7 protein-coding genes are annotated in these 5,804 nt (G+C 70.8%); 2 read left to right on the top strand and 5 right to left on the bottom strand.

All coding sequences use genetic code 11. From position 1 onward, the window contains the following. The 3 genes from AC27VN_RS30675 to mltG all read right to left on the bottom strand — a co-directional run. The coding region (locus AC27VN_RS30675) for a DNA polymerase III delta subunit-related protein (RefSeq protein ID WP_490878998.1) at positions 1–609 on the bottom strand (609 nt) is incomplete at its 3' end. Beyond that, complete coding sequence (tmk, locus tag AC27VN_RS30670; RefSeq protein WP_093341958.1) at positions 606–1,268, bottom strand: dTMP kinase; 663 nt, start codon at positions 1,266–1,268, stop codon at positions 606–608. The genes tmk and AC27VN_RS30675, both read right to left, overlap by 4 nt. Further along, positions 1,265–2,287: an endolytic transglycosylase MltG gene (gene mltG, locus AC27VN_RS30665; RefSeq protein ID WP_093341959.1), complete on the bottom strand. Its 1,023-nt coding sequence runs from the start codon at positions 2,285–2,287 to the stop codon at positions 1,265–1,267. The genes tmk and mltG overlap by 4 nt, the downstream gene beginning before the upstream one ends. A 156-nt stretch (positions 2,288–2,443) precedes the next feature. Between mltG and ygfZ the strand changes: the two genes are divergently transcribed. Together ygfZ and AC27VN_RS30655 are read left to right on the top strand one after the other, a co-directional pair. Beyond that, positions 2,444–3,376 (top strand): CAF17-like 4Fe-4S cluster assembly/insertion protein YgfZ, encoded by a 933-nt coding sequence (gene ygfZ / locus AC27VN_RS30660; protein WP_490878997.1) that lies wholly within the window; start codon positions 2,444–2,446, stop codon positions 3,374–3,376. Between the two features lie 214 nt (positions 3,377–3,590). Continuing rightward, on the top strand, positions 3,591–4,505 hold the full coding sequence (locus AC27VN_RS30655) for a hypothetical protein (protein ID WP_490878996.1): 915 nt from the start codon (positions 3,591–3,593) through the stop codon (positions 4,503–4,505). 7 nt (positions 4,506–4,512) lie between these two features. Here AC27VN_RS30655 and AC27VN_RS30650 read toward each other — a convergent pair whose 3' ends face one another. Continuing rightward, complete coding sequence (locus tag AC27VN_RS30650) at positions 4,513–5,373, bottom strand: YbgC/FadM family acyl-CoA thioesterase (protein WP_490878995.1); 861 nt, start codon at positions 5,371–5,373, stop codon at positions 4,513–4,515. 35 nt (positions 5,374–5,408) lie between these two features. Continuing rightward, positions 5,409–5,804 (bottom strand): alpha/beta hydrolase fold domain-containing protein (locus AC27VN_RS30645; protein WP_490878994.1); only part of this gene is annotated, 396 nt, incomplete at its 5' end.

Below are 5,804 nucleotides of genomic sequence, written 5' to 3'. Positions count from 1 at the left end.
AATGTCCTGCGCCGCGAGCCAGGCCTCGGCCTGCTCGGTGTCGGGCCAGGGCAAGGTGAAGCCGAGGCAGCGGCTGCGGATGGTCGGCAGCAGTTGCCAGGCGGCCTCGCTCGCGAGCACGAAGCGCACGTCGCCCACGGGCTCCTCGAGCGTCTTGAGCAGCGCATTGGCGGTGATGGTGTTCATGCGCTCGGCCGGATAGACCAGCACCACCTTGCCGCGGCCGCGCGCACTGGTGCGCTGCGCGAAACCGACCGCGTCGCGCATCGCCTCGACGCGGATCTCGCGGCTGGCCTTGCGCTTCTTGTCGTCGATGTCGGCCTGGGCCTTCTCGTCGAGCGGCCAGCCCAGGTCCAGCATCGCCACCTCGGGCATCAGCACGCAGAGGTCGGCATGGGTACGGACCTCGATGGCGTGGCAGCTCGGGCAATGGCCGCAGGCGGCGCCCTCCTCCGTCGGCTGCTCGCAAAGCCAGGCCGAGGCGAGCGCGAGCGCCAGGTCGTACTGGCCCAGGCCCGAGGGCCCTTGCAGCAGCCAGGCATGGCCGCGCTGGCGCAGCAGCTCGACCAGCGGCTGGCGCAGCCAGGGCGACAGTTCCGCTGCGCTCATGCGCGCCCCTCCCCGGCCAGGCCGCGCGCCACCAGCGCCGCCTCGACCTGTTGCCAGACCTGGTCGCGGCTCTGGCTCGCATCGATGCGCACGAAGCGCGCCGCATCGGCGGCCGCGCGCTCGGCATAGCCCTGCGCGACCTTGCGGAAGAACTCGACCGGCTGGGCCTCGAACTTGTCGGGCACGCGCGCGCCGGCCAGGCGCTGGGCGGCGATCTCGGGCGCGAGGTCGAACCACAGCGTGATGTGCGGCTGCAGCAAGGCCACCTCGGACTGCCCACCGCGCCCGGCTTGCGCCCAGCGCTCGAGCGTGGACAGCACCTCGGCGTCGAAGCCACGGCCGCCGCCCTGGTAGGCGAAGGTGGCGTCGGTGAAGCGGTCGCACAGCACCACGTCGCCGCGTGCCAGCGCCGGCTCGATCACCTGCACGATGTGGTCGCGCCGCGCGGCGAACACCAGCAGCGATTCGGTCAGCGGATCCATCGGCTGTTCGAGGATCAGCGTGCGCAGCGTTTCGGCCAGCGGCGTGCCGCCCGGTTCGCGCGTGCGCGTGACCGCGCGGCCCCGGCCCTCGAAGAGCGCCTGCAAGGCATCGAGGTGGCTGGACTTGCCGGCCCCGTCGATGCCCTCGAGCGTGAGAAAGAGTCCGCCAGCGTTCATTGGGCCGCCTTGGTCGCAGGAGTGCCGCCGCCGCGCTGGTAGCGGTTGACGGCACGGTTGTGGTCGTCGAGCGAGCTGCTGAACTGGCTGGTGCCGTCGCCGCGCGAGACGAAATACAGCGACTTGCTCTGCGCCGGCTGCACCGCGGCCAGCAGCGCGGCCTTGCCGGGCATGGAGATCGGCGTGGGCGGCAGGCCGTTGCGCATGTAGGTGTTCCAGGGCGAGTCGGTCTGCAGGTCCTTCTTGCGCAGGTTGCCGTCGAAGGCGGTGCCCATGCCGTAGATCACGGTCGGGTCGGTCTGCAGCGGCATGCCGATGCGCAGTCGGTTGTTGAAGACGGCGGCGATCTCGGCCCGGTCGGCCGCCTTGCCGGTCTCCTTCTCGACGATGCTCGCGAGGATCAGCGCCTGCTCGGCCGATTGCAGCGGCAGGTTGCTGCCGCGCGCGGCCCAGGCGGCCTCGAGCTTCTTGTCCATGGCGCGCATGGCGCGCTGCAGCAGCGCGATGTCGGTCGAACCCTTCGAATAGGTGTAGGTGTCGGGGAAGAAGCGCCCTTCGGGGTGCTGGCCGGGACGACCGAGCTTTTCCATCAGTGCCTCGTCGCTCAGGCCCACGCTGTCGGGCTTGAGCTGCTCGGCCTTGGCGAGCGCGGCGCGCACCTGGCGGATGTTCCAGCCTTCCACCAGCACCAGGCTGCGCGTGGCCTCCTCGCCGCGCACCAGGATGTTGAGCAGCAGCTTGGGCGTCACGCCGCGGTCGAGCTCGTAGCTGCCGGCGCGCATCTGCCGGTCCTGGCCCGAGATGCGGAACCACAGGTAGAGCAGCTGCGGGTCGACCGCCACGCCGGCATCGGCCACGGCCTGGGCGATGCCGCGCGGCGTGGTGCCGGGCTCGACCGACAGATCGACGTTGGGCGCCGGCAGCTTGAGCGGCTGGTGCACCCACCAGAGTCCGCCGGCACCGGCGGCCAGCGCGGCCAGGGCAGCGAGCAGGAAGAGCGTGAGGATGAAGCGGCGCACGGATCCGATGGAAGAGCGGAGGAAGGAAGCGATGAAAGGGGCTGAGCGGGGCGAATGCGAAAAGAGAGGCGGTCCGACAAGGCGGTGGCCCTGCAACAAGAAAGGCTGCCGTCGCCGCGGCCCCGACGAATCAGGCCCGGCCATGATAATTCAGCGATGACCACAGTCGTTCTCAATGGCGTTGCGCCCCTCGCCCATCTGGGCGTGATCCGTGCCGAGGGCCCCGATGCCGCGGCCTTCCTGCATGGCCAGCTGACCCAGGATTTCTCCCTGCTCGGCGCCGCCGAGGCCCGCCTGGCGGCGCTGTGCACCGCCAAGGGCCGCGTGATCGCGAGCTTCATCGGCATCCGCCCGCAACCCGAGCTGGTGCTGCTGGTTTGCAGCCGCGACATCCTGGCCGCCACGCTCAAGCGGCTGTCGATGTACGTGCTGCGCGCCAAGGCCAAGCTCAGCGACGCGAGCGAGCAGTTCACGCTGTTCGGCCTCGCGGGCACCGCGCTTGCGGCCAACGGCCTCGACGCCTCGGCCGCGCCCGGCCAGCGCCGTGCGATCGAAGGCATCGAGGGCGGCAGCGCCATCTCGCTCTACCCGGCCGACGGCGTGCCGCGCGCGCTCTGGCTGGCCCCGGCCGGCAGCGCCGTGCCGCAGGGCGCCGCGCTCGACGCGGCCCTGTGGTCGTGGAGCGAGGTGCGCAGCGGCATCGTCACGCTGACCACGCCGGTGGTCGAGGCCTTCGTGCCGCAGATGATCAATTACGAATCGGTGGGCGGCGTCAACTTCAAGAAGGGCTGCTACCCCGGCCAGGAAGTGGTGGCGCGCAGCCAGTTCCGCGGCACGCTCAAGCGCCGCACCTACCTCGTGAAGGCCGACGGCGAAGTCGCGGCCGGCCAGGAAGTCTTTGCCGCCAGCGATGCCGAACAGCCCGTGGGCACGGTAGCGCAGGCCGCGCCGGCGCCCGACGGCGGCTGGGCCGCGCTGATCTCGATGCAGATCGCGGCGCTCGAGGCCGGCGGCCTGCATGCAGCCTCGGCCAGCGGCCCGGCGCTCCAGGTGGAACCTTTGCCTTATCCGCTGCTCGAAGATATCTGAGTCTCCGAACAGCACCGGGCGCCGACCACCGGCACCGCGCTGCAGCTTGAAGCCCAATCAGTGAGGCGTTTTGGGCTTCCAACGCCCGTCGTTCGGGCGCAAGGCGCTATCTTTCAGATAGCGCCTTTTTTTGTGCGTCTTTCTTAACCCCGTTGCCGCCGGTGCGCCGTAGAAGCCTGCACCGACCACTTCCGGCAAGGAAAGAGAGACCTCCATGAACCGCAGATTCTTCTCCACCGCCCTCGCGCTGGCCGCGCTCTCGGCCTGCACCCAGACCCCGGCGCGCCCCTACCTGCCGCCCTCGCCCGTCGACCGCCTCGGCGGCCTGATGGAAGTCAGCGTGGTCGACCGCGCCACCGGCCGCGAGCTGCCGATCTACCGTGCCAACGGCGAGTACTGGGTGGCCGGGCGTCCCGGCGCGCGCTATGCGCTGCGGCTGCGCAACCGCATGGGCGAACGGCTGATGACCGTGATGTCGGTCGATGGCGTCAACGTGCTGACCGGCGAAACCGCGGGCGTGCAGCAGAACGGCTACGTGCTCACGGGCGGCGAGCGCGCCGACATCGCGGGCTGGCGCAAGAGCGATTCGCAGATCGCGGCCTTCGAGTTCACCGCCAACGGCAATTCCTACGCGAGCCGCACCGGGCGGCCCGACGAGGTCGGTGTGATCGGCGTCGCGGTCTTCCGTGAGCGCGTGGCACCGCCGCCGCCGCCCGTGCCGATGCCCTATCCGCGCCGCGATGGCTACAGCCGCGAGGAGTCGGCCCCGCGCGGCGATTTCGAGGCCCGCAACAAGTCGATGGCGCCGGCGCCGGGAACCGCGCCCTCGGCCGACAGCGCGGCTCCCGCGGAATCCTCCGCCATGGCCCAGTCGCGCAGCCAGCCCGCGCCCAGCCTGGGCACCGGCCATGGCCGCCGCGAGACCTCGTACGTCGGCCACACCACCTTCGAGCGCCTGCGTTCCTCGCCCGACGAGGTGGTGCGCATCCGCTACGACAGCCGCGAGAACCTGGTCGCCGCGGGCGTGATCCCGGCCAACCCGGCGCCGCGCTGGCCGCGTCCCGCGGGGCCCACGCCGTTTCCCGAATCCGAGGCGGGCTACGTGCCCGATCCGCCGCCGCGTTACTGAATGACGCTCAGCGCAGCACGCGCCGCATCTCGATGTGCGGGATGTCGGCCTCGACGAAGGGCTCGCCGTGCACCGCATAGCCGAGCCGTTCGTAGAAGCGTTCGGCGCTGCGCTGCGCATGGAGCGCGATCTCCGCATCGCCGCGCACCCGGGCCGCGGCCTCGAGCGCCTGCACCACCGCCACGCCGTGGCCGCCGCTGCGCAGCGCGCGATGCACCGCGATGCGGCCGATCATCGAGCGGCCGTCCTGTGCCGGCAGCAGCCGGCCGGTGGCGATCGCCTGGCCCAGCCGATTGCGCACCACCACATGCGGCACCGCCGCGTCGTGCTCGTCCCACTCCATCGCCTCGGGCACCTTCTGCTCCTCGATGAAGACCGCGCGCCGCAGTGCCGCCGCGCCTTCGCCGAGCGTGGCCCAGTCGCCGGTGTCGATCGCGCGCATCGTCTCGCCGGCCTCGAAGCCCTCGAGGATCGCGCGCAGCGAGGCCGGCACCGGCTTCGAGGTCTGCGTGGCCGGGTCGGCGAACACGTAGACCAGCTCGCAGCCGACCAGGAACTCGCCCTGGCGGAACAGCCCGCCCTCGAAGGTCATCGACGAGGTGCCGATGCGCGCGCAGCGCATGCCCACGTCGATCACGTCGTCCATGCGCGCCGAGCCGCGGAAATCGATGGTCGCCTTGCGCACGTAGAGATCGCCGCCCAGCGAATGCATCGCTTCCTCGTAAGGCAGCGCGAGCGCGCGCCAGTAGTCGGCGATGGCGGTGTCGAAGTACATCAGGTAGTGCGCGTTGAAGACGATCTTCTGCATGTCGACTTCGGCCCAGCGCACGCGCAGGCGGTGGAAGAAACGGAAATCACTGCGTTGCATTCTTGTTGTCTCCAGGGGAAATGAAATCGGGGTCGTCAGGGCCGAAGCGCGTCGCGCAGCGCCTTCGCCGCATCGTCCTGCGCCTGCAGCGCCTCGGGCACCGCGCGGCCCATCTTGAGGAACTCGTGGATCACGCCGCGGTAGATCTCGAGGTCGACCGGCACGCCCGCGGCGCGCAGCTTGTCGGCATAGGCGATGCCCTCGTCGACCACCGGGTCGCACTCGGCCAGCGCGATCCAGGCCGGTGCCACGCCGTCGACGTCGTCGGCGATCAGCGGCGCGAAGCGCCAGTCGTCGCGGTCGGCCGGGCTGCGCACGTACTGACCGAAGAAGTAGTCGATCAGCGCCTTGGTCAGCAGCGGGCCCTGGGCGTAGCGGCGGTGCGACTCGGTGTCCTGGTGGCCGGTGGTGCCGGGGTAGATCAGCATCTG

The organism is Variovorax sp. 20P10.2.4 (assembly GCF_058244205.1).
Note: the sequence above shows the minus strand (reverse complement) of the source record. Positions and strands in the feature narration are given on the sequence as shown.

Coding starts and splice junctions, on each gene's coding strand:
- tmk (WP_093341958.1), bottom strand. CDS start 1,268: ATGAACGCTGGCGGACTCTTTCTCACGCTCGAGGGCATCGACGGGGCC.
- ygfZ (WP_490878997.1), top strand. CDS start 2,444: ATGACCACAGTCGTTCTCAATGGCGTTGCGCCCCTCGCCCATCTGGGC.
- AC27VN_RS30655 (WP_490878996.1), top strand. CDS start 3,591: ATGAACCGCAGATTCTTCTCCACCGCCCTCGCGCTGGCCGCGCTCTCG.
- AC27VN_RS30650 (WP_490878995.1), bottom strand. CDS start 5,373: ATGCAACGCAGTGATTTCCGTTTCTTCCACCGCCTGCGCGTGCGCTGG.